20 protein-coding genes and 1 other RNA gene are annotated in these 21212 nt (G+C 66.5%); 18 read left to right on the top strand and 3 right to left on the bottom strand.

What is annotated here, in order from left to right; genetic code table 11:
* From DUPY_RS23880 to DUPY_RS23950, 15 genes are read left to right on the top strand one after another with little or no spacing between them, the layout of a single operon-like run.
* Complete coding sequence (locus DUPY_RS23880) at positions 1-546, top strand: COG4648 family protein (RefSeq protein ID WP_070251651.1); 546 nt, start codon at positions 1-3, stop codon at positions 544-546.
* The gene (locus DUPY_RS23885; protein ID WP_070251652.1) at positions 539-2332 is read left to right on the top strand and encodes an ApeI family dehydratase; all 1794 of its coding nucleotides are present in this window, start codon (positions 539-541) and stop codon (positions 2330-2332) included. The genes DUPY_RS23880 and DUPY_RS23885 overlap by 8 nt, the downstream gene beginning before the upstream one ends.
* Positions 2325-3089, top strand: a complete 765-nt coding sequence (locus DUPY_RS23890; RefSeq protein WP_070251653.1) for a glycosyltransferase family 2 protein — start codon at positions 2325-2327, stop codon at positions 3087-3089. Before DUPY_RS23885 ends, DUPY_RS23890 begins: the two co-directional genes overlap by 8 nt.
* The gene (locus DUPY_RS23895) at positions 3086-4027 is read left to right on the top strand and encodes a lysophospholipid acyltransferase family protein (protein WP_070251669.1); all 942 of its coding nucleotides are present in this window, start codon (positions 3086-3088) and stop codon (positions 4025-4027) included. Before DUPY_RS23890 ends, DUPY_RS23895 begins: the two co-directional genes overlap by 4 nt.
* Positions 4014-5561 (top strand): HAL/PAL/TAL family ammonia-lyase, encoded by a 1548-nt coding sequence (locus DUPY_RS23900; protein ID WP_070251654.1) that lies wholly within the window; start codon positions 4014-4016, stop codon positions 5559-5561. The genes DUPY_RS23895 and DUPY_RS23900 overlap by 14 nt, the downstream gene beginning before the upstream one ends.
* On the top strand, positions 5554-5985 hold the full coding sequence (locus DUPY_RS23905; protein ID WP_070251655.1) for an acyl-CoA thioesterase: 432 nt from the start codon (positions 5554-5556) through the stop codon (positions 5983-5985). The genes DUPY_RS23900 and DUPY_RS23905 overlap by 8 nt, the downstream gene beginning before the upstream one ends.
* Positions 5982-6614: an outer membrane lipoprotein carrier protein LolA gene (locus tag DUPY_RS23910; protein WP_070251656.1), complete on the top strand. Its 633-nt coding sequence runs from the start codon at positions 5982-5984 to the stop codon at positions 6612-6614. The genes DUPY_RS23905 and DUPY_RS23910 overlap by 4 nt, the downstream gene beginning before the upstream one ends.
* Entirely contained in the window at positions 6611-8965 is a 2355-nt protein-coding gene (locus tag DUPY_RS23915; protein WP_070251657.1) for an MMPL family transporter, read from the top strand. Before DUPY_RS23910 ends, DUPY_RS23915 begins: the two co-directional genes overlap by 4 nt.
* Positions 8958-10205 carry an NAD(P)/FAD-dependent oxidoreductase gene (locus DUPY_RS23920; protein WP_070251658.1) on the top strand — a complete coding sequence of 416 codons (1248 nt, stop codon included), beginning with the start codon at positions 8958-8960 and terminating at the stop codon, positions 10203-10205. The genes DUPY_RS23915 and DUPY_RS23920 overlap by 8 nt, the downstream gene beginning before the upstream one ends.
* Positions 10193-10753: a DUF3261 domain-containing protein gene (locus tag DUPY_RS23925; RefSeq protein WP_070251659.1), complete on the top strand. Its 561-nt coding sequence runs from the start codon at positions 10193-10195 to the stop codon at positions 10751-10753. Before DUPY_RS23920 ends, DUPY_RS23925 begins: the two co-directional genes overlap by 13 nt.
* Before the next feature lie 9 nt (positions 10754-10762).
* Complete coding sequence (locus DUPY_RS23930) at positions 10763-11980, top strand: beta-ketoacyl-ACP synthase (protein WP_070251660.1); 1218 nt, start codon at positions 10763-10765, stop codon at positions 11978-11980.
* Positions 11977-12468, top strand: a complete 492-nt coding sequence (locus tag DUPY_RS23935) for a hotdog family protein (protein WP_070251661.1) — start codon at positions 11977-11979, stop codon at positions 12466-12468. Before DUPY_RS23930 ends, DUPY_RS23935 begins: the two co-directional genes overlap by 4 nt.
* A complete protein-coding gene (fabG, locus tag DUPY_RS23940) occupies positions 12465-13202 on the top strand; it encodes a 3-oxoacyl-ACP reductase FabG (protein WP_070251662.1) in 738 nt (245 codons plus the stop codon). The genes DUPY_RS23935 and fabG overlap by 4 nt, the downstream gene beginning before the upstream one ends.
* Positions 13199-14437, top strand: a complete 1239-nt coding sequence (locus DUPY_RS23945) for a beta-ketoacyl-ACP synthase (RefSeq protein ID WP_070251663.1) — start codon at positions 13199-13201, stop codon at positions 14435-14437. The genes fabG and DUPY_RS23945 overlap by 4 nt, the downstream gene beginning before the upstream one ends.
* Positions 14437-15063, top strand: a complete 627-nt coding sequence (locus tag DUPY_RS23950; RefSeq protein WP_070251664.1) for a 4'-phosphopantetheinyl transferase family protein — start codon at positions 14437-14439, stop codon at positions 15061-15063. The genes DUPY_RS23945 and DUPY_RS23950 overlap by 1 nt, the downstream gene beginning before the upstream one ends.
* A 2-nt stretch (positions 15064-15065) precedes the next feature.
* Here DUPY_RS23950 and DUPY_RS23955 read toward each other — a convergent pair whose 3' ends face one another.
* Positions 15066-16028, bottom strand: coding sequence for a polysaccharide deacetylase family protein (locus DUPY_RS23955; protein WP_229255485.1), 963 nt, complete (start codon positions 16026-16028; stop codon positions 15066-15068).
* 68 nt (positions 16029-16096) lie between these two features.
* Positions 16097-16993, bottom strand: a complete 897-nt coding sequence (locus DUPY_RS23960) for a lytic transglycosylase domain-containing protein (RefSeq protein ID WP_084640877.1) — start codon at positions 16991-16993, stop codon at positions 16097-16099.
* Positions 16994-17500: 507 nt separating this feature from the next.
* Here DUPY_RS23960 and ubiD point away from each other — a divergent pair.
* Both ubiD and ffs read left to right on the top strand, forming a co-directional pair.
* Positions 17501-18985: a 4-hydroxy-3-polyprenylbenzoate decarboxylase gene (gene ubiD / locus DUPY_RS23965; protein WP_071651694.1), complete on the top strand. Its 1485-nt coding sequence runs from the start codon at positions 17501-17503 to the stop codon at positions 18983-18985.
* Positions 18986-19000: 15 nt separating this feature from the next.
* Positions 19001-19099: signal recognition particle sRNA small type (gene ffs, locus DUPY_RS23970), an RNA gene on the top strand.
* A gap of 59 nt (positions 19100-19158) precedes the next feature.
* On the opposite strand, the gene DUPY_RS23975 is transcribed toward ffs, so the two are convergent.
* The gene (locus DUPY_RS23975) at positions 19159-19824 is read right to left on the bottom strand and encodes a hypothetical protein (protein ID WP_070251666.1); all 666 of its coding nucleotides are present in this window, start codon (positions 19822-19824) and stop codon (positions 19159-19161) included.
* A 175-nt stretch (positions 19825-19999) separates the two neighbouring features.
* On the opposite strand from DUPY_RS23975, the gene dnaX reads away from it, so the two are divergent.
* The coding region (dnaX, locus tag DUPY_RS23980; RefSeq protein WP_070251667.1) for a DNA polymerase III subunit gamma/tau at positions 20000-21212 on the top strand (1213 nt) is incomplete at its 3' end.

A 21212-nucleotide genomic window follows, 5' to 3' on the forward strand; every position in this document is an offset into this window, starting at 1 on the left:
ATGTTGATGACCGTACTGACAGTGGCATTGACGCTGCTGTATCCGCTGGCGATCTGGCTGGGACACGGCAAGGTCGAGCCGCGCTGGCTGGCCATGCTGCTGCTGGCCGCCGCTGTCACGCGCCTGCCGGCACTGCGCCTGTCTGGCGCGGCGCGCTGGTCGGTGGCCGGTGCGCTGGTGCTGGTGGCCTGCGCCATCTGGAGCAACCTGCTGTTGCCGCTCAAGCTCTACCCGGTGCTGGTGAACGCCGCGCTGCTCGGCGGTTTTGCCTACAGCCTCACCACCCCGGTGTCGGCGGTAGAGCGCATGGCACGCCTGCGCGGCGAGGATTTTCCCCCGGTGGCGCAAGCGTATATGCGCAACGTCACCAAGGTGTGGTGCGGCTTTTTCATCGTCAACGGCGCCATCGCGCTGGGCACTGCGCTGTGGGCCAGCGAAGCCGCCTGGTCGCTCTACACGGGCGTGATTTCGTACGCGCTGATGGGGCTTTTGTTCGGCGTCGAATACCTGGTGCGCCTGCGATTCAAGCGCCTGCACCATGGCTGACCTGTTCTCTGCGCCACTGGCCAACCTGGCCGCCGCCATGGCGGCGCGGCCGGCCCACGCCCTGGTGGGCTGGCGCGCCGGGGCGCCGGTCGCCAACGCCCAGTTCCTGGCCCGCGCCGGCGCCTGGCATGCGCTGCTGCGCGCCCAGCCCGGCCGCCATTTCGCGCTGTATCTCGACGACAGCATCGACTTTGGCGCGGCGCTGCTGGGCGCCTGGCATGCCGGCAAAACCATCTGGCTCGGCGCCGATACACTGGACGCCACGTGCACCGCGTTGGCGTCGTCCGTCGACGGTTTCCTGGGAATGTACCCGGCGGCGCTGGCGCCGTTGCGGCCCGATGCTGCGCACGGCGGCGTGCTGCCGGCCGCAAGGATCGAGGACGACGCGCCGGCGCTGGTGGTGTTTACCTCCGGCAGCACCGGCGCGCCGCAGGCCATTCCCAAAAAGCTGTCGCAGGTCGCCAGCGAGGTGGCCACGCTCGACCTGCTGTTCGGCGCCACCGCTGGCGACGCCGCCATCGTGGCGACGGTGTCGCACCAGCATATCTACGGCCTGCTGTTCAAGGTCCTGTGGCCGCTGACCACGGGCCGGCCGCTGCATGCGGCCAGCATCGGTTTCCACGAAGCGCTGGCGCCGGCGCTGGCGCTTGGCCCCTGCGTGCTCGTCGCCAGCCCCGCGCACCTCAAGCGCCTGCCCGAACACCTGGACTGGCGCGGCGCCGCGCGCAACCTGCGCGCCGTGTTCTCCTCCGGCGGCCCGCTGGCGGCCGACGCCGCGCTGGCTGCCGGCGCGCTGCTGGGAAAAGCCCCGATCGAAGTGTATGGCAGCTCGGAGACCGGCGGCGTGGCCTGGCGCCAGCGCGCCCACCTCGCTGACGATGCATGGCGCGCCATGCCTGCCGTGGCCTGGCGCCTGGGCGGGGAGGGCGGCCTGGAAGTGCGCTCGCCGCACTTGTCCGACGACAGCTGGCTGGCGCTGGCCGACCGCGCCGAGCCGGCCGGTGAAAATGGTTTCGTGCTGCGCGGGCGTAACGATCGCATCGTCAAGATCGAGGAAAAGCGCGTCTCGCTCACGGCCATGGAAGCGGCGCTGCTGGTCTCCAGCCTGGTGCTGGAGGCGCGCGTGATCGCGTGTACAGATACAGCGCAGCCGGGCAGCGAACGCCAGCGCATCGCGGCCTTGGTCGTGCCCAGCGCCGCCGGCGCTGCGGTGCTGGCCCAGCACGGCAAGGCGGCGCTGAACCGCCTGCTGCGCGCCGCGCTGGCGCCCACCGTGCCCGCAGTGGCCTTGCCGCGCCGCTGGCGCTACCTCGACCGCTTGCCGGTCAACGCACAGGGCAAGACCACGCTGGCTGCGCTGGAAGCGCTGCTCGACCAGCCTGCCCTGGTCAAGCCGCAAATATCGCAACCACCGCAACCGCCGCAACCACCGCGCCTGCCGCACGTCGTCGAACTGGAACGCGACGAGCGCCGCGTGCTGCTGCAGGTGACGGCGCCAGCCGACCTGCTGTACTTCGACGGCCACTTCGACGTGGCGCCCATCCTGGCCGGCGTGGTGCAGGTTGAGTGGGCCATGCATTATGGCCGCGCATACTTCGCGTTGCCGCCCGACTTCACGGGCATCAACGTGCTCAAGTTCCAGCAGGTGGTGGTGCCCGACATGCGGGTGCAGCTCGAGCTGGTGCACGACGCCGCCAAGGGCACCCTCAATTTCCGCTACACGTCCGAGGGCTTCCAGCACTCGAGCGGGCGCATCACGCTGGCCGGAGAAAACCGCGATGAGTGAGACCTTCAAGCCCTGCATCGTGGTCCCGGTGTATAACCACGAACATGCGATCGGCGCCGTGGTCGACGGGCTGCTGGTGCATGGCGCGGGCGTGCCGGTGATCCTGGTCGACGACGGCAGCAACAGCGCTTGCGCGGCGGTGCTGGACCGGCTGGCAGCCGTGCACGCGCCGCGCGTGGCGCTGGTGCGCCTGGCGGTCAACCAGGGCAAGGGCGCGGCCGTGCTGGCGGGCTTCGTGCACGCGGCGCGCGCGGGCTGCACGCACCTGCTGCAAATCGATGCCGACGGCCAGCATCGCACCGGCGACGTGCCGCTGTTCCTGGCGCAGGCGCAGGCGCACCCGGAATCGATCATCGCCGGCCACCCGGTGTACGACCAATCGGTGCCGAAGGCGCGCCTGTACGGGCGCTACGCCACCCATATCTGGGTGTGGATCAATACGCTGTCGTTCGACATCATCGACTCGATGTGCGGCTTTCGCGTGTATCCGGTGGCGGCCGTCACCGCGCTGGCCGCGCGCCAGCGCATCGGCGCGCGCATGAACTTCGACACCGACATCCTGGTGCGGCTGTACTGGGCCGGCGCCCAAGTGGTCAATCTGCCTACGCGGGTAAGCTATCCTACCGACGGCGTCTCGCACTTCCGCATGTGGCACGACAATGCGCTGATCACCTGGATGCACACGAAGCTGTTCTTCGGCATGCTGCCACGCATCCCGCGCCTGCTGGCGCGCAAGTGGCGCGGGCGGGCGCCATGAGCGCGCGCGGCCTGCACTGGGCGTCGCTCAACGAGTTCAGTTTCGTCGCCGGCATGCGGTTCCTGTTCTGGATCTGCCGCGTGTTCGGCCGCTGGCCGTTTCGCCTGGTGCTCTACCCGGTGCTGGCGTGGTATGTGTTCACCAAGCCATTGCCGCGCCGCGCTTCGCGCGAGTACCTGCGGCGCGTGGCGGCGCATTCCGGGCGCAAGCTGCCGGGCGTGCTGCGTCACTTCGCCGCCTTCGGCGAGAGCATCCTCGACAAGATGCTGCTGTGGGGCGGGCTGTACAACATGGACGAGGTGGCACTGCACGGCGCCGAACTGATGGCCAACGCGGCGGCGGCGGGGCGCGGCGGCCTGCTGATCTGCTCCCACCTCGGCAATATGGAATTATGCCGCGTGCTCTCGCGTCAGCGCCGCGATATCCGCATCACGGTGCTGGTGCATACGCGCCATGCCCAGGCGTTCAACGACATGCTGGCCAGCCTGAATCCGGAAAGTGCGCTCAACCTGGTGCAGGTGACCGAGATGTCGCCGGCCACGGCGATGATGCTGGCCGAGCGTATTGCGCGCGGCGAGTTCGTGGTGATTGCCGGTGACCGGGTGCCGGTGTCGCCCAATCCCCGCGTGGCGGTCGTCGATTTTCTCGGCGCGCCGGCGGCATTCCCGGTGGGGCCGCACATCCTGGCCGGCATCCTGCAATGCCCGGTGTACCTGGTGTTTTCGGTGCGCCGCAACGGCCGCGCGCACGTGTACTTCGAGGCGTTCCGCGATAGCGTGCGCGTCCCGCGCAAGGACCGCGATGGCGCACTGGCGCAGCTGGCCGGCGACTACGCGCGCCGCCTGGAACACCATGCGCTGCAGGCGCCGCTGGAATGGTTTAACTTTTACGATTTTTGGCATTTGCCGGAACTGGACTCCCCCGATGCACCTCGCTGAACCACTGCGCACCGTCCATTTCAGCCGCGAGCGGCTGACGCTGGAAGACATCGTCGACATCGCTCACGGTCGCGCGGCTGCCGCACTGTCCGACGATCCGGCCTTTCGCAGTGCGATTGCGCGCGGCGCCGACTTTCTCGAACGTCTGCTGCGGGAAGACGGCACCATCTACGGCGTGACCACCGGCTACGGCGACTCGTGCACGGTGACGGTGCCGCCGGCGCTGGTGGCCGAGCTGCCGCACCACCTGTACACGTACCACGGCGTGGGCCTGGGCGAGTATTTCACGCCGGCGCAAACGCGGGCCATCCTGGCCACGCGCCTGGCGTCGCTCTGCAAGGGGTACTCGGGCGTGAGCGTCGAGCTGCTGCTGCAAATTACGCGCCTGCTGGACGCCGGCCTGCTGCCGCTGATTCCGTCCGAAGGTTCGGTGGGCGCCAGCGGCGACCTCACGCCCTTGTCGTACCTGGCCGCCGTGCTGTGCGGCGAGCGCGAAGTGTGGCGCGATGGCGTGCAGGTGCCGGCGGCGCAGGCATTGGCGCAGGCGGGCATCACGCCGCTGCGCCTGCGCCCGAAAGAGGGACTGGCGATCATGAATGGCACCGCAGTCATGACCGCGCTGGCGTGCCTGGCCTATGACCGCGCCGACTACCTGGTGCGCCTGTGCACGCGTATTACCGCCATGGCGTCGTTCGCGATGGATGGCAACGCCCACCACTTCGACGAAGTGCTGTTTGCGGCCAAGCCGCACGCTGGCATGCAGCAGGTGGCCGCCTGGCTGCGCAGCGATCTGCCGACTGCCGAGTGGGAGCGCAACGGCAAGCGCCTGCAGGATCGCTACTCGATCCGCTGCGCGCCGCACGTGATCGGCGTGCTGGCCGACGCGCTGCTGCTGTTCCGCACCATGATCGAGAATGAACTCAACAGCGCCAACGATAATCCGCTGATCGATGCCGACAACGAACGGGTGCTGCACGGCGGCCATTTCTACGGCGGCCATATCGCCTTTGCCATGGACGGCATGAAGAACGCCGTGGCCAACCTGGCCGACCTGCTGGACCGGCAAATGGCGCTGCTGGTCGACAGCCGCTACAACCACGGCCTGCCGGCCAACCTGTCCGGCGCCAGCGGCGAGCGGGCGCCGATCAACCATGGTCTCAAGGCCTTGCAGATCAGCGCCTCGGCCTGGACTGCCGAAGCGCTGAAACTGACCATGCCGGCGTCGGTGTTCTCGCGCTCGACCGAGTGCCACAACCAGGACAAGGTCAGCATGGGCACCATCGCCGCGCGCGACTGCCTGCGCGTGCTGGAACTGACCGAGCAGGTAGTGGCGGCGTTGCTGGTCACGGTGCGCCAGGGCGTGTGGCTGCGCTGCCAGCTGACGCCCGACCTGCCGCCACCGGCGCAACTGGCGGCAATGCAGGCGGCGCTGGAACGGGATGTGGCGCCGGTGGTGGAAGACCGCCGCCTGGAGCCGGACCTGCGCCTGCTGATCGCGCGCATCCGCGCCCAGGACTGGAGCCTGTATGCGTAAAGTCGCGCAAAGCCGCTGGTTTGCGGAAGTGGAGATGCAGGTACAGTTCTTCGACCTGGACCCGATGGAAATCGTCTGGCACGGCCGCTACGTCAAGTACCTGGAAGTGGTGCGCTGCGCGCTGCTCGACAAGATCGATTACAACTACCCGCAAATGAAGGCTTCGGGCTATGCCTGGCCGGTGATCGACATGCAGCTGCGCTACGTGGGCTCGGCCACCTTCGGCCAGAAGCTCAGGCTGCGCGCCGATATCGTCGAGTGGGAAAACCGCCTCAAGATCGATTACCTGATCACCGACGCCGAAACGGGCAAGCGATTGAACCGCGCCAGCACCACCATGGTGGCGGTCGATATAGCGACCAAAGAGATGTGCTTCGTGTCGCCGCCGGTGCTGTTTGAAAAACTGGGATTGGAACCTGTATGAATCTGAAAAAAACGCTACGCGCCGCGCTGGCAGTGGTGACGTTGGCCACGTCGGCCGCATCGATGATGCCTGCCGCGCACGCTGCGGTGCAAGTGTCGAAAATCCAGGCCATGCTGGCCAGGCCCGCGATCATGTGCGGCCGCTTCGACCAGACCAAGACGCTGGCCGGTATGAAGAAGCCGCTGGCCTCCAACGGGCGCTTTTGCGTGGTGGCCGGCAAGGGCGTGTTGTGGCGTACTTTAAAACCATTTCCCGCCACCTTGCGCCTGACGCGGGACGAAATCGTCAACTACCAGGGCGACCGCGTGGCCATGCGGCTCGACGCCAAGACCGAGCCGACCGTGCGCGTGATTAACAACGTGCTGTTCTCGCTGCTGTCGGGCGACCTGGCGCAGCTCGACTCGGTGTTCGAGGTCGATGGCGCGGTGGAAGCCAATAGCTGGAATGTCTCGCTCAAGGCACGCCAGGCGGCGGTGGAAAAGGCGATCGGCACCATCAGGCTCGAAGGCGGCGCCTACGTGAAAAACATCGTCATGAGCGAAGCCAGTGGCGACCGCACCAATATCGTTTTCTCGGACATCAAGACTGGCGAATCGGCGTTGACCGCCGAGGAAGCGGCGCTGTTTTGACGCGCAGCCGACAACTGGCGGCGCTGTGGGCGCTGATCGTATCTCTGCTGCTCGGGCATAACGCCTACCTGTGGCTGGTCCAGCGCATCGTGCCCAACACCGACATCATGGCGCTGCTGCCGGTGCAGGAGCGCGACCCGGTGTTGCAGGCGTCGTTTGCGCACATGGTCGATGCGGCCCAGCAGCGCGTGATCGTGCTGGTTGGCGCCGAGAGCTGGATTGATGCCAAACGCGCGGCCGACGCTTACCAGGCGGTGCTCGGCGCCCGCGGCGATCTGTTCAAGGCCACTGCCATCGACGAGAAAACCCAGAGTGACTGGTTCTCCGTCTTCCAGCAGCATCGATTGACCTTGCTCACCGCCGAACAGGAAGCGCAATTGCGCGGCGAACCGGCGCAGTTCTGGCTCGACGCCGCGCTGTCCAAGCTGTATAGCCCGTTCGGCGGCCCCAAGCTCGGATCGTGGCAAGACGATCCGTTCGGCCTGTTCGGCGGCTGGGTGCAGGAGAGGGCGCAAGAAACGCCGGTGCGTCCGCGCGACGGCCACCTGTTTGTCGCCGACGGCCAGAAACAGTACGTGCTGCTGCCCCTGACATTGAAGGTGCCGGCGCTGTCGATGTCGGCGCAGGAAGCCGTGCTGCCGCTGCTGCGCCAGGCCGGCGATGCTGCCCGCAAGGCTGTGCCACAGGTGGAGCTGATCCAGACGGGCGTGATCCTGCACGCGGCCAACGCCAGTTCGCAGGCCAGCGGCGAGGTGTCGACCATCGGCATCGGCTCGCTGCTGGGCATCATCGCGCTGATGTGGTTCGCGTTCCACTCGTTCAAGCCGATCTCGCTGATCCTGCTGTCGATCGGCGTCGGTTTTCTGGGCGCGCTGTCGGTGTGCTGGCTGCTGTTCGGCCAGATCCACCTGCTCACGCTGGTGTTCGGCGCCAGCCTGATCGGCGTGGCGCAGGACTACGGCATCTACTTCCTGTGCAACCGCCTGGCCGCCAGCGAACAACTCGACTCGCCATCGCTGCTGCGGCGGCTGATGCCGGGCCTGTGCTTCACGCTGCTGGCGGCGGTCATCGGCTACATGGGACTGGCGCTGACGCCGTTCCCTGGCCTGCGCCAGATGGCCGTGTTTTCGGCGCTGGGCCTGGTGTTCGCGTGGCTGACGGTGGTGTGCTGGTTCCCGGTGCTGATCGGCAGCCGCACCTTGAAGAGCGGAGTACTGGTGCGCCTGTACGGCGGCGCCGTGCGCGCCTGGCCGGTGCTGCGGTTCAACCGCGCGACGCTGGTAGCGGTGCTGGTGTTTGCGGTGGCCGCTGCCTACGGCGTGAGCCGGCTGGGCGCCAACGACGATATCCGCCTGCTGCAAAATCCTCCCAAGCACCTGATCGCCGACCAGATCAAGTTGAGCCGCCTGCTCGACGCGCCCACGCCGGTGCAGTACTTCCTGGTGCGGGCCGCATCGGCCGAGCAGTTGCTGCAACGCGAAGAGCAACTCAAGGCGCGCCTTGAGCCGCTGATCGCCGACCAGCACATCTCCGGCTACCAGGCCATGTCGAACTGGGTGCCGTCGGCCGCGAAGCAGGCCGCGCGGCGCGCCCTGGTCGAACAAAAACTGCTGGCCGACGACGGTCCGCTGGCGGGACTGGCGCGCGAGACCGGTGCTGATGCCGCCTGGATCGGCGCCACCCGCGCCGGGCTGCTGGCGGCCGGTGCACCGCTGTCGGTGGACGATTTTCTCAAGAGCCCGGCCAGCGAGCCGTGGCGCCACCTGTGGCTGGGCCAGATCGACGGCGGCTATGCCAGCATCGTCGCCTTGCGCGGCCTGGGCATGGCCGGCGTACCGCATGTGCAGCGCGCGGCCGACGGCTTGCAAGGCGTGCAGTGGGTGGACAAGGTGGCCGAGATTTCGTCGGTACTGGGCCGCTACCGGGTGAACATGAGCTGGGTGGCGCTGGGTGCCTACGCGGTGGTGTTCGTGCTGCTGTTCCCGCGCTATCGCGGGCGCACCTGGCGCGTGCTGGCGCCGACCGCCATTGCCAGCATCGCCGCGCTGGCGATCCTGGGCTATGCATCGCAGAACCTGCAACTGTTCCACGTGCTGGCGCTGATGCTGCTGCTGGGCGTGGGCGTAGACTACGGCATCTTCATGCAGGAACACCCGGACCGGCGCGACCATACGCCGTGGCTGGCGGTGGGCATGTCGGCTGCCAGCACCATCTTGTCTTTCGGCCTGCTGGGCCTGAGCCATACCCCGGCCTTGCAGGCGTTCGGCCTGACCATGCTGCTGGGGACAGCGCTGGTCTGGCTGATCGTTCCCTGTTTCGGCAACTTCACCACTGAGGGCAAACATGTCTGAAGCATTCCCGCTTGAATCCGTAGAGATCCTGATCGTCGGCGCCGGCCCTGCCGGTTCTGTCGCGGCCGCGCTGCTGCGCCAGCAGGGCCGGCACGTGCTGGTGCTCGAGCGCGAGGAGTTTCCGCGCTTTTCGATCGGCGAAAGCCTGCTCCCGCAAAGCATGGAATACCTCGAGCAGGCCGGCATGTTGCAGGCAGTGGTGGAGGCGGGCTTCCAGTTCAAGAACGGCGCCGCCTTCATGCGCGACGGCTGCTACACCGACTTCGACTTCCGCGACAAACACTCGCAGGGGTGGGGTACCACGTACCAGGTGCAGCGCGCCCACTTCGACCACATCCTGGCCAAGGAGGCCGAGCGCTTCGGCGCCGAGGTGCGCTACCGCCACGAGGTGCTCGATATCATGCTGGGCCAGGATGGCGCGCCGGCGCTGGTGACCGTCAAGCGCCCGGACGGCGCCCGGTACCAGGTGCGCGCCGGTTTCATCCTCGACGCCAGCGGCTTCGGGCGCATCCTGCCACGCCTGCTCAAGCTGGAAACGCCGTCGAACTTCCCGGTGCGCGGCGCCATTTTCACCCACGTGGAAGACGGCATTCGCGGCGCCCATTTCGACCGCAACAAGATTCGCGTGACGGTCCATCCGAGCCACTGCAACGTGTGGTTCTGGACCATCCCGTTTGCCGGCGGGCGCTGCTCGCAGGGCGTGGTGGCCGAGACCTCCTTCCTCGACCAGTACCAGGGCACGCCCACCGAGCGCCTGCGCGCCATCATTGCGGAAGAGCCGTCGCTGCACGCGCTGCTGGCCGATGCCGTGTGGGATACGCCGGCGCGCCAGATCACCGGCTACTCGGCCAACGTGGACCAACTGTGGGGCGAGGGTTACGCCTTGCTCGGCAACGCCGGCGAATTCCTCGACCCGGTATTTTCGTCGGGCGTGACCATCGCCTTCAAATCGGCCAGCCTGGCGGCAGCGGCCCTGCAGCGCCAGTTCGCCGGTGAGCAGGTGGACTGGCAGGCCGACTACGGCGCGCCGCTGCGCAAGGGCGTGGACACCTTCCGCGCATTCGTGGAATCCTGGTACGCGGGCAGCTTCCAGACCATCATCTTCCACCAAGAGCAGCGCCCGGAAATCAAGCGCATGATCGCCTCGATCCTGGCCGGCTATGCCTGGGACCTGACCAACCCGTACGTGAAAGAGACGCCGCGCCGGCTGGCCGCACTGGAGGCCGTATGCGCAGCGTGACGTTCAGCCGCGCCCTCGTCGTGGCAGCTATAGGGAGTGCGTTGGCGCTGGCCGGCTGCGCCACCACGCCGCCGCCCCAGGCCCGACTGGGACTGAAGCTGCCGCCCGCCGCGCTGGGCGCCTCGATCAGCGTGCAGCAGCACCTGACCGTGGAGCGCGCGGGCCGCACCGACGACATGGACGTGGCTTTGCAGGTGGAGCCCGATGCGATCGACGTGGTGGGCCTGGCCATGGGCCAGCGCGTGCTGACCCTGCGCTACGACGGCAAGGAACTGACGTCGTGGCGCCACTTCATGCTGCCGTCGCAGGTCAAGGCCGAGGATGTGCTGGAGGACATGCAGCTCACGCTGTGGCCAGCCAGTGCGGTGGCCGCCGCGCTGCCGGCCGGCTGGCGCATCGCGGAGCAGGGCGACACCCGCATGTTGTACCTGGACGACGAGGCGATCATGCGCATCGTGTACAGCGGCCAGCCGCGCTGGAGCGGCAAGGTGGTGTTGGAAAATCTGCGGTATCACTATAAGCTGACCATCCAGGCAGCCCCGGACTGATTGAATCACATGTCGACTTACTACCTTAACGCGTGCGGCATCGTCTGCGCACTGGGCGCCAGCCATGCCGAGGTGAAGGCGCGCCTGTACGCCGGCCAACCGGGCGTGGCGCCCACCCGCGCCTGGACCCCGGACCGCGAGCTGCCGCTGGGCTGCGTGCTGGCCGAGCTGCCGCAGCTGGCGCACCTGCCGCCGGCGCAGCGCAGCCGCAATAACGCGCTGGTGCTGGCCGCGCTGGCGCAGATCCGGCCGGCCGTCGATGCGGCGATTGCCCGCCACGGCGCCGACCGCGTTGGCGTGGTGATCGGCACCAGCACGTCGGGCATCGGCGAGACCGAGCATGCGATCCGCACCTACGCCACGCAGGGCGTGTTGCCTGACGACTTCCAGTACGACCGCCAGGAAATGGGTTCGCCGGGCGTGATGCTGGCGCGCGAGCTGGGCGTGGCCGGGCCGGCATATGTGCATTCGAGCGCCTGTTCGTCCAGCGCCAAGGCCATGGCCAGCGCTGCGCGCCTGATCAAGATGGGGTTGTGCGATGCGGTGGTCACGGGCGGCGCCGATTCACTGTGCACCTTCACGGTGGCCGGCTTTGCGTCGCTCGAATCGGTCAGCGCGGCACTATGCAACCCGATGAGCGCCAACCGCAACGGCATCAATATCGGCGAGGGTGCGGCGCTGTTCCTGATGACCGCCGATGCCGATGCCGATGCCGGTGACGGTGCCGACACCGGTGCAGCGGTGGCGCTGATGGGCTGGGGCGAGTCGTCCGACGGTCACCACATGTCCGCGCCCGATCCCACCGGCGCCGGTGCCGCGCTGGCCATGACACAGGCGTTGCAGCGCGCCGGCGTGGCGGCCGGCGAGGTCGATTACATCAATATGCACGGCACCGCCACGCCGCAGAACGACGCCATGGAGTCGCGCGTGATCGCCGCGCTGTTCGGCGAGCAGGTACCGGTCAGCTCCACCAAGCCGTTCACCGGCCACACGCTGGGCGCGGCGGCGGCCATCGAGGCGGCGCTGTGCTGGCTGGCGATGCAGGACGATAACCGGCAGGGCCGGCTGCCCCCGCACCTGTGGGACGGCGTGTTCGATCCCGCGCTGCCGCGCCTGAACCTGGCGGCGCCCGGCGCGGCGCTGGGCCGGCCGCTGCGGCGGGTGCTCAGCAGTTCCTTCGCTTTTGGCGGCTCCAACGCGGCGCTGGTGCTTGGATGCGTGCCATGAGTGACGTGGAGATGCCCGATGTGCGCGAACTGGTGCCGCATTCCGGCGCCATGGTGCTGCTCGACCGCGTGGTCAGCGCCGACCACGACAACCTGTGCGCCGAAGTGCGCATCCATGCCAACAGCATGCTGGCATCGCAGCAGGGCGTGGGGGCCTGGGTGGGCATCGAATACATGGCGCAGGCCATTGCCGCGCATGCCGGCTGGAAGGGCCGCCTGCTGGGCGAACCTGCCCGTGTGGGTTTTCTGCTGGGCTCGCGCAAGTACCAGGCCAGCGTGCCGTATTTCGTGCCGGGCAGCGTACTGCGGGTGCACGTGCACCGCGTGCTGCAAGGTGAAAACGGGCTCGGAGCCTTCGACTGCCGCATCGAGCTCGCCGCTGCGCCGGGCCAGTTGCCGGAACAGGCGCCGGCGCTGGCCACCGCCACGGTGACGGTGTTCCAGCCCCATAATGTCAATCAATTTCTCGAAGATGGAAACGCAGGATGAATCAGAATAAGTCCATGAGTGTGCTGGTGACGGGGTCGTCGCGCGGCATCGGCAAGGCGATCGCGCTGCGCCTGGCGCGCGACGGTTACGACGTGGTGCTCCATTGCCGCAGCCAGCGCGCCGAAGCGGACGCCGTGGCCGGCGAAATCGTGGCCATGGGCCGCGCGGCGCGGGTGCTGCAGTTCGACATCGGCGATCGCGCCGCCACCGCCGCCGCGCTGGCGGCGGACATCGCCGAACATGGCTGCTACTACGGCGTCGTGTGCAATGCCGGCGTGGCGCGCGACAACGCCTTCCCCGCCATGTCGGGCGAGGACTGGGACATCGTCCTGCAAACCAATCTCGATGGTTTTTACAATGTGCTCAATCCGCTGGTGATGCCGCTGGTCCAGCGCCGCAAACCGGGGCGCATCGTGACGCTCGCTTCGGTGTCGGGACTGATCGGCAATCGCGGCCAGGTCAATTACAGCGCCGCCAAGGCCGGCATTATCGGCGCCACCAAGGCGCTGGCGCTGGAACTGGCCAAGCGCGCCATCACCGTCAACTGCGTGGCGCCGGGGCTGATCGAAACCGACATGACCGAGGGCGTGCCGATGGAAGAAGCACTGAAGATGATCCCCGCGCGCCGGGTGGGCAAGCCGGAAGAGGTGGCCGCAGCAGTGAGCTTCCTGATCGGCGAGGAAGCGGGCTACATCACGCGCCAGGTCATTTCCGTCAATGGCGGCCTGGCATGAGCCGCCGCGTCGCCGTCACCGGCATGGCCGGCATCAGCCCGATCGGCAACGACTGGGCCAGCGTGCGCGCGCGCCTGGGCGAGTACCGCAACGCCGTGGTGCGCATGGCCGACTGGGACGACTACGAGGGCCTGCATACCCGCCTGGGAGCGCCGGCTGCACCGTTCGAGCTGACGCCACGCTACAGCCGCAAGGCCGTGCGCAGCATGGGCCGGGTGGCATTGATGGCCACGCGCGCGAGCGAACTGGCGCTGTTCGACGCCGGCCTGCTCGACCATCCGCTGCTGCAAAGCGGCGACATGGGCGTGTCGTTCGGTTCGTCGGCGGGCACGCCGAGCGCCATCGGCGACTTTGGCCGCATGATGGAGGAGCGCTCCACCAAGGGCATCAACGCCACCACGTATATCAAGATGATGGCGCACACGGCGCCGGTCAACATCGGCGTGTTCTTCGGCCTGACCGGGCGCGTGATCACCACGTCGAGCGCGTGTACCTCGGGCAGCCAGGGCATCGGCTACGCCTGCGAGGCGATCCGCGCCGGCAAGCAGATCGCCATGGTGGCAGGCGGCGCCGAGGAATTGTGCGCGACCGAGGCGGCGGTGTTCGACACGCTGTTTGCCACCAGCACCCGCAACGACGCCGGCCACACCACGCCGCGCCCGTTCGACGCGGACCGCGACGGCCTGGTGATCGGCGAGGGCGCAGGCTGCCTGATCCTGGAAGACCTGGAGCACGCGCAGCAGCGCGGCGCCACCATCTACGCCGAACTGGTGGGCTTCGGCACCAACAGCGACGGCTGCCACGTCACGCAGCCGAATGCGGCTACCATGCAGACGGCCATGCGCCTGGCGCTGCGCGACGCCGGCCTGCAACCGCAAGATATCGGCTACATCAATGCCCACGGCACCGGCACCGAGCAGGGCGACGTCGCCGAATCGCAGGCCACGCTGGCGGTGTTCGGCAGCGCTACCCCGATCAGCTCCCTGAAAAGCTATATGGGCCACACGCTGGGCGCGTGCGGTGCGCTGGAAGCGTGGATCAGCATCGAGATGATGCGCGAGGGCTGGTTCGCGCCCACCATCAACCTCGAGCAGCTCGATCCGCGCTGCGCGCAACTCGACTACATCGCCGGCACCGGCCGCGCGCTGGACTGCGACTACGTCATGTCGAACAACTTCGCCTTTGGCGGCATCAACACGTCGCTGATCTTCAAACGCTACGCGGGCGCGCAGTGATGACGGCGCCGGTCACGGTCCGCCTGTTGATGGTCGATGCCGATGCGGTGGCGGACGTTGACCTGCCGCGCCTGCGTGACTGGCTGGCGCCGGGCGAACTGGCGCGCTGCCAGCGCTTTGCGCGGTCCCAGCGTCTGCGCCAGTTCGTCATCGGCCGGGTGCTGGCGCGCATGGCGCTGGGCCAGGTGCTGGGGGTGCCGGCGCGCGCGGTGGTACTGGAAGAGCAGGTGGCCGGCGCGCCGCTGCTGGCCGCGCCGCCGCTGAAAAATTTCGACGGCGGGTTTTCCATCTCGCACAGCGGGCGCTGGGTGGCGTGCGCGGTCAGTGCGCGCACCCGCTTGGGCCTCGATATCGAATTGCGCGACCCCGGCCGCGATCTGGCGGCGCTGGCCGCGCAGGCGTTCGATGCACACGAAGTCGCGCAATGGCAGGCACTGGCGGCCGCGCGCCGCGCGGATGGTTTTTATCGCTTGTGGAGCGAGAAGGAAGCGCGCTTCAAGCTCGGCGCCGATGGCCACAGCTTGAGCCTCGCGCATGACGAATTGTCGGTGGTGGTATGCACCGCGCGCGTGCTCGACGAGGCGCCGGAGATCGAGGTCGTGCTACTGGATGCTGGCTTGAAGTAACGCTAGTGCCAGAGCCAGTTCCAGAAACCCGGTAATTGCTGGCGCGCCTGGCCGTCGGCCACGGTACGCGCCAGCGCCGCGCGTTCGAGCTGTTCGCGGTTGTCGTAGAACGGTTGCGCAGCCAGTGGCACGTCGAGTTCGCGGGCCACGTCGACCAGGATGTCCAGGTATTCTGCGAGGTGGCGCGACGTGTAGCTGTTCACGTCATGGAAGGTCACCACCACCGGTGTGGCGCCGTCCACTTCCGGCAGCTCGCCGGCAGCCCAGCGCAAGCGTGTCTCGGCCAGGTGCTTGAGCATATTGGAGCGCTTGTGCCAGCTCCAGTTGACGCCATAGATTTTACCGTCGTTGGCACTCAGGTCCGTGAGCAGCATTTGCAGCCCGTAGGCGTGGTAGATGTCGAGCGTGTCGGCGGTATAGGCCCAGAACGGCGGACGCACCAGCGTGGGCGGCACGCCGGTTTCCGCCAGCAGGTCGCCCACGCCGGTTTCCATCGAGGCGGCCAGTTCGGCCGGCGGCATGAAGCGGTGGTTGGCATGGCGCGGGGTGGCGCTGTGCAGGGCGACCAGGTGGCCTTCGGCCTGTTCGCGCCGGATCAGGGCGCGCCCGCGCGGCGTGCCGCCGCCGTTGGCGGCGCGCGTCTGCGTAAAAAACACTGCCTTGATGCCCGGCTGCTGCTGGTTGCGGGCCAGCGTTTCGAGGATGCGCACGGTCGGGTTGGCGCTGGTGGCCGAGGCCGGGCCGTCGTCGAAGGTGAGCAGGAAGCGCACTGGGGCCGATGCCGGCGCCGAGGCTGGGGCCGGGACGGCGGCTGAAGCTGGCGTGGCGGACGCAGCAGGCGTGGCGGACGCAGCTGGCCGGGTGCCGGCGCAGGCCGTCAGCAGCGACAGCATCAGTACCGCAATCAGGGGGCGCAAGCGTAGCAGGGGCACGGTAGTGAGCGTGGTGGCAAGATGGAGCGCCATTGTACGTGATGACGTAAAAATGGCCCGATTCCGCGAGGAACCGGGCCATTTTTTTCGCCCTCTATATATTAGAGGCCGGCGATTTGCGTATCGGCTGCCGGGGCCGGTGGTGCTTCCACCTTCGGCGCCGGCTTGGATTGCGCCATCACCGGAGTGATGGTCGGTACTTTCTTGCCGCTCGAAACTTGTTTCAGGCGCTGGTACTCGGCCAGTACCTTGGCGCCGTAGCCGTCGTCGTGGGCGAATGCTGCTGCGCCGACGTAGCTCTTCAGGCCGGCTTCCACCGAACCGCCACGGGTGACGTAATCCTTGAGGATCAGCGAACCGACGCGGATGTTAGCGACCGGATTCAGGGCTGCCTGCAGGCCGCCCATTTCCTGGAAGCGCTCGTGGTGCACCTTGGACATCACCTGCATCAGGCCCTGCGCGCCCATCGGGCTTTCCGCGAACGGGTTGAGGCCCGATTCGATCGCCATCACGGCCAGGATCAGCAGCGGGTCGAGCTTGATTTCACGGGCCGTCAGGTAGGCGGTGGACACCAGCATATTGGTCGCGTCACCGGCCACGCGATAGCGCTTGGACAACCAGTCGGTCACCCAGCGTTGCTGCTTCTGGGTGCCCATCAGGGCCTTCTCCTCGCTCGACAACTGGGACGAAGCGCCGGCCGCATCGGTTGCAGCAGGCGCCGGAGCGTCCATCAAGGCCGACAGCGGCGGTGCGACCAGGCTGATCGGTTCTGCCACTGGCGCCGGATTCAGGCTGTCGCTCAGGGCTTTGGCCAGGTCCGGACGGAAAAACAGTACTGCCATAACAACCAGAGCGGTCACACCAAGTATGGTCAAAGTGTGCTGGGCGGTGGTCAAGACGCCCTTGGCCGAAATGCGGGTGTTGGACAACCACGCCGCTGGCTGGCGAGCCAGGATGGTGCTGGCAAATGCGGAAGCACCGGTAAAGCGGTTAATCATAGAGTTCCCCTCTGAAATGCCGGTGAAAACGGCCCCTGCCAGCGTATGACATAAAGAAATACGCAGCCCATGGGGGTGCTCTTGCCGTGCATCAGAAATATCACCGTCCATCGCACTGTAGGTGCCGGCATGGACGCCGTAATTGCTTGCCTGAGCTGATCCCTCGCAGTGGGAGTGGATCAGTCGCAATACAACCTCTTTCGGGGGTAAGGCAGACGCCTTTTGAAAACACTCCTTAAAATGTCATGTGGAGCCCCGACTCCGTGAATGAATGAGCAACAACTTCGTGTGGACGCTTTGTGGTCGGCACGTGCCTTCAGGCGCTGTTCTCTTCAAGTAGGGCAGATTGTAGGGGCGGTATTATATCAAGTCAATACTAACGCGATTGAAAGCTATAACTTTTAAATCTAGCTTTTTGCCATGTGTGCGCTAGAAAACCAATAAAATCAATCACTTGAACTGTATTTTTAAACAGTGCACACTATTGTAAGAAAATATTAAAAAACGATGAAATATACCGATCTCCGCGATTTCCTTTCCCAGCTGCAACGAATGGACGAAATTAAGTCCATTTTGACGCCAGTTTCCCCGCATTTAGAGATGACCGAGGTTTCCGACCGCGTGTTGCGCGCCGGCGGACCGGCTTTGCTCTTCAAAAATCCGACCGGTCACAGCATGCCGGTCTTGACAAATCTGTTTGGTACCCCGAGGCGCGTGGCGCTGGGCATGGGCGCCGACGATGTCAGCGAATTACGCAAGATCGGCCACGTGCTGGCGCGCCTGAAGGAGCCGGAGCCGCCCAAAGGTTTCAAGGACATCCTCGGCATGGGTTCGCTGATCAAAGCGGTGTGGGACATGGCGCCCAAGGAACTGCGCGGCGCGCCGTGCCACGACATCGTGTGGGAAGGCGCCGACGTCGATCTGGCCAGGCTGCCGATCCAGCATTGCTGGCCGGGTGACATCGCACCGCTGATTACCTGGGGCCTGGTGATTACCAAGGGACCGAACAAGAAGCGCCAGAACCTCGGTATTTACCGCCAGCAAGTGCTGGGGCCGAACAAGGTGATCATGCGCTGGCTGGCGCACCGCGGCGGCGCCCTCGATTTCCGCGAGCACGCCTTGCAGAACAAGGGCAAACCGTACCCGGTGTGCGTGGCGCTGGGCGCCGATCCCGCTACTATATTAGGCGCGGTCACGCCGGTGCCCGACAGCCTGTCGGAATACCAGTTCGCTGGCCTCTTGCGCGGCAGCCGCACCGAGCTGGTCAAGGCGATTGGCAGCGAATTACGGGTGCCGGCTTCCGCTGAAATCGTGCTCGAAGGGCATATCTATCCCGACGAGAACCACCCGTCCGGTTTCGAGCATGCGCTCGAAGGTCCGTATGGCGACCACACCGGGTACTACAACGAGCAGGACAGCTTCCCGGTATTTACCGTCGACCGCATCACCATGCGCCGCGATCCGATCTACCACTCCACCTACACCGGCAAGCCGCCCGACGAGCCGGCCGTGCTGGGCCTGGCGTTGAACGAGGTGTTCATTCCGCTGCTGCAAAAGCAGTTCAGCGAAATCACCGACTTTTACCTGCCGCCCGAGGGGTGCAGCTACCGCATGGCGGTGGTGCAGATCAAGAAGCAGTACGCGGGCCACGCCAAGCGCGTGATGTTCGGCGTGTGGAGCTTCCTGCGCCAGTTCATGTATACCAAGTTCATCGTGGTGGTGGACGAGGATGTGAACGTGCGCGACTGGAAAGAAGTGATCTGGGCGATTACCACCCGTGTCGATCCCACCCGCGACACCACGCTGGTGGACAACACGCCGATCGACTACCTCGACTTCGCCTCGCCGGTCAGTGGCCTGGGCAGCAAGATGGGCATCGACGCCACCAACAAGTGGCCCGGCGAAACCAGCCGCGAATGGGGCACCACGATTACCATGACGCCGGAAGTGAAGGCGCGCGTCGATGGTATTTGGCAGGAGCTGGGGCTGTAGGTTATAATGAGCGCTGGCGGGCCCCTGCGCATTGTGGCATGGCTAACCTGGTCAGGTCGGGAACGAAGCAGCCACGGCCGTTAACCATAAGTGCCGCAGATCAGGCTCGCCTCCTCATTGCTAAAAAAGCTGCCCTCGGGCAGCTTTTTTTATACCCATCATTCGGCGCAGGTTTACTCGTCGCGCAATTCCGCCTCCAGCGGCCGCTCCGACACCACCATCAACGGGTTGGCCTTCATCAGCGCCGCGTCCGGCTTCAGGATGATCATATTCCTGGCATTGGTCTTGTACTCGGTGGCGCCCACCTTCAGCGTGGCCGGTTTGGCAAACTTGAACACCACCACGTCCACGCTGGGCGCGAACCAGCGCATGGCGCCGGCCATGTTCTTGATCGCATTGTTCATCTGGCCCACGCTGCCCATGATGGTGGCGTAGTTCCATTGCAGGCCGGCCGGCAGCACCACCAGGCCTTCGTAGCCGATCGCCGATTTCTCGCCGTCCGCCATGGTGGTGACGATGCGGGTGGCGCCGTCCATCCAGCGCGGATTGGGCGCGCCGAAGTCGAGCCGGTAATCGGGCGTGAGCGGCGGCAGGGGCTGGCGCTCGGCGCCGCTGACCACGACCAGCACCACGTCCTGCGGCTTGATGTCCTTGTTGACCGGCCGCACACTAATATAGAGCTTGATCTTGTCGCGCTCGGCGGCCGGTACCGCGTAGAAGCGGTCGATGCGCAGGCCTTCGACCATCGATTTGTAGTTGGCCCACTCGCGCTCGGCAGCGTGCGAGGGCAGGGCGATGGCCGACAAGGCCAGCAGGGACAGCAGGGCAAATTTCTTCATGGGTGTCTGGATGGGGCGAAAGGACAATTGTAAGCGAGAATGGGCAGCCTGCGAGGGGGGCACGGGTGGGTACGGGTGGGCCGCTGGCCGGCCGCGCGCCGTATCTAATCTGGCCCCGAGTTGCTACAATTGCCGCTTCGCGCTTAGTAACCGCTATCTACGGTAAAATCTTAGTATGTCCTATCAAGTCCTCGCCCGTAAATACCGTCCCAAGAACTTCGAAACGCTCGTCGGCCAGGAGCACGTCGTGCGCGCGCTCACGCATGCGCTGCACAGCGGCCGCCTGCACCACGCCTACCTGTTCACCGGTACCCGGGGCGTCGGCAAGACCACGCTCTCGCGCATCCTGGCCAAGTCGCTCAATTGCATCGGCCCGGACGGCAACGGCGGCATCACCGCCACCCCGTGCGGCGTGTGCGAGGCGTGCACGGCGATCGACGCCGGCCGCTTTGTCGACTACATCGAGATGGATGCGGCATCGAATCGCGGCGTGGACGAGATGGCGCAGTTGCTGGAGCAAGCGGTCTATGCGCCGAGCAATGCGCGCTTCAAGGTCTATATGATCGACGAGGTGCACATGCTCACCAACCACGCGTTCAATTCCATGCTCAAGACGCTGGAAGAGCCGCCCGAGCACGTGAAATTCATCCTGGCCACCACTGACCCGCAGAAAATCCCGGTTACGGTGCTGTCGCGCTGCCTGCAGTTCAACCTCAAGCAGATGCCGCCCGGCCATATCATCAGCCACCTGGAAAACATCCTGGGCCAGGAAGGCATCACCTTCGAGCAACCGGCCTTGCGCCTGCTGGCTGCCGGCGCCCACGGTTCGATGCGCGACGCGCTCTCGCTGACCGACCAGGCGATTGCCTACGCGGCCGGGGAAGTGACGCTCGACGCGGTGCAGGGCATGCTCGGTGCGCTCGACCAGTCCTACCTGGTTCGCCTGCTCGACGCGCTGGCCAAACAGGACGGCGCCGACTTGCTGGCGGTGGCCGACGAAATGGCTACCCGCAGCCTGTCGTACAACGGTGCGCTGCAAGACCTGGGCACCTTGTTGCACCGTATCGCGCTGGCGCAGACCGTGCCGGCGGCCTTGCCCGACGACTTGCCCGAGTACGCCGACATCGTGCGCCTGGCCGGCCTGTTCGAGGCCGAGGAAGTGCAGCTGTACTACCAGATCGCGGTGCACGGCCGTAACGAACTGGGCCTGGCGCCCGACGAATACGCGGGCTTTTCGATGACCTTGCTGCGCATGCTGGCCTTTCGGCCCGGCGTAGGCGGCGCCGAGGGGCAGCCGGCGGCTGCCCCAGCGCTGTCGCGCCCGGCCGGGGTGGCTGCTGCGCGTGCTGCGGCCGGTGCGGGGGCTTCTGCTGCGCCGCCTGCGCGGG

Origin of the sequence: Duganella phyllosphaerae (genome assembly GCF_001758785.1) — a bacterium.
Lineage (GTDB): Bacteria > Pseudomonadota > Gammaproteobacteria > Burkholderiales > Burkholderiaceae_D > Rugamonas > Rugamonas phyllosphaerae.

Excerpts from the sequence above, each read along its gene's own strand:
- DUPY_RS23880 (WP_070251651.1), top strand. The coding sequence starts at position 1 with ATGTTGATGACCGTACTGACAGTGGCATTGACGCTGCTGTATCCGCTG.
- DUPY_RS23885 (WP_070251652.1), top strand. The coding sequence starts at position 539 with ATGGCTGACCTGTTCTCTGCGCCACTGGCCAACCTGGCCGCCGCCATG.
- DUPY_RS23890 (WP_070251653.1), top strand. The coding sequence starts at position 2,325 with ATGAGTGAGACCTTCAAGCCCTGCATCGTGGTCCCGGTGTATAACCAC.
- DUPY_RS23895 (WP_070251669.1), top strand. The coding sequence starts at position 3,086 with ATGAGCGCGCGCGGCCTGCACTGGGCGTCGCTCAACGAGTTCAGTTTC.
- DUPY_RS23900 (WP_070251654.1), top strand. The coding sequence starts at position 4,014 with ATGCACCTCGCTGAACCACTGCGCACCGTCCATTTCAGCCGCGAGCGG.
- DUPY_RS23905 (WP_070251655.1), top strand. The coding sequence starts at position 5,554 with ATGCGTAAAGTCGCGCAAAGCCGCTGGTTTGCGGAAGTGGAGATGCAG.
- DUPY_RS23910 (WP_070251656.1), top strand. The coding sequence starts at position 5,982 with ATGAATCTGAAAAAAACGCTACGCGCCGCGCTGGCAGTGGTGACGTTG.
- DUPY_RS23920 (WP_070251658.1), top strand. The coding sequence starts at position 8,958 with ATGTCTGAAGCATTCCCGCTTGAATCCGTAGAGATCCTGATCGTCGGC.
- DUPY_RS23925 (WP_070251659.1), top strand. The coding sequence starts at position 10,193 with ATGCGCAGCGTGACGTTCAGCCGCGCCCTCGTCGTGGCAGCTATAGGG.
- DUPY_RS23930 (WP_070251660.1), top strand. The coding sequence starts at position 10,763 with ATGTCGACTTACTACCTTAACGCGTGCGGCATCGTCTGCGCACTGGGC.
- DUPY_RS23935 (WP_070251661.1), top strand. The coding sequence starts at position 11,977 with ATGAGTGACGTGGAGATGCCCGATGTGCGCGAACTGGTGCCGCATTCC.
- fabG (WP_070251662.1), top strand. The coding sequence starts at position 12,465 with ATGAATCAGAATAAGTCCATGAGTGTGCTGGTGACGGGGTCGTCGCGC.
- DUPY_RS23945 (WP_070251663.1), top strand. The coding sequence starts at position 13,199 with ATGAGCCGCCGCGTCGCCGTCACCGGCATGGCCGGCATCAGCCCGATC.
- DUPY_RS23950 (WP_070251664.1), top strand. The coding sequence starts at position 14,437 with ATGACGGCGCCGGTCACGGTCCGCCTGTTGATGGTCGATGCCGATGCG.
- DUPY_RS23955 (WP_229255485.1), bottom strand. The coding sequence starts at position 16,028 with ATGGCGCTCCATCTTGCCACCACGCTCACTACCGTGCCCCTGCTACGC.
- DUPY_RS23960 (WP_084640877.1), bottom strand. The coding sequence starts at position 16,993 with ATGATTAACCGCTTTACCGGTGCTTCCGCATTTGCCAGCACCATCCTG.
- ubiD (WP_071651694.1), top strand. The coding sequence starts at position 17,501 with ATGAAATATACCGATCTCCGCGATTTCCTTTCCCAGCTGCAACGAATG.
- DUPY_RS23975 (WP_070251666.1), bottom strand. The coding sequence starts at position 19,824 with ATGAAGAAATTTGCCCTGCTGTCCCTGCTGGCCTTGTCGGCCATCGCC.